Raw genomic sequence first — 478 nt, 5'->3', positions numbered from 1 at the left:
CGATTCATCATCGTGTTGCGAAAATTTGAGAGACTCACGAACAACTTTCGTTGTTCAGTGTTTCAATTTTCAGCTTGATCCAGATTTTTAAAGAGCAAAACTTCGCAGTGTACCTTTTCAGGTACACTCTGAAGTATTTTTTATTTAATCACTACAGAGATGGTGGAGCTATGCGGGATCGAACCGCAGACCTCCTGCGTGCAAAGCAGGCGCTCTCCCAGCTGAGCTATAGCCCCATAACATGTAGTTAAAACCTCTTCAAATTTGCCGTGCAAATTTGGTAGGCCTGAGTGGACTTGAACCACCGACCTCACCCTTATCAGGGGTGCGCTCTAACCACCTGAGCTACAAGCCTGTAGAGGTTTTACTGCTCATTTTCATCAGACAATCTGTGTGAGCACTGCAAAGTACGCTTCTTTAAGGTAAGGAGGTGATCCAACCGCAGGTTCCCCTACGGTTACCTTGTTACGACTTCACC

The 478-nt window shown here is 45.8% G+C and carries 2 tRNA genes and 1 rRNA gene; all 3 read right to left on the bottom strand.

Going from position 1 to position 478, the window contains the following annotated elements:
- Positions 1-160: 160 nt before the first annotated feature.
- Positions 161-236, bottom strand: a tRNA-Ala gene (locus BGK49_RS17600).
- A 42-nt stretch (positions 237-278) separates the two neighbouring features.
- Positions 279-355 (bottom strand) — tRNA-Ile (locus BGK49_RS17595).
- 68 nt (positions 356-423) lie between these two features.
- A 16S ribosomal RNA gene (locus BGK49_RS17590) occupies positions 424-478 on the bottom strand; the annotation flags it as partial.

Origin of the sequence: Shigella sp. FC1544 (assembly GCF_001722145.1) — a bacterium.
Classification (GTDB): domain Bacteria; phylum Pseudomonadota; class Gammaproteobacteria; order Enterobacterales; family Enterobacteriaceae; genus Escherichia; species Escherichia coli.
Note: the sequence above shows the minus strand (reverse complement) of the source record. Positions and strands in the feature narration are given on the sequence as shown.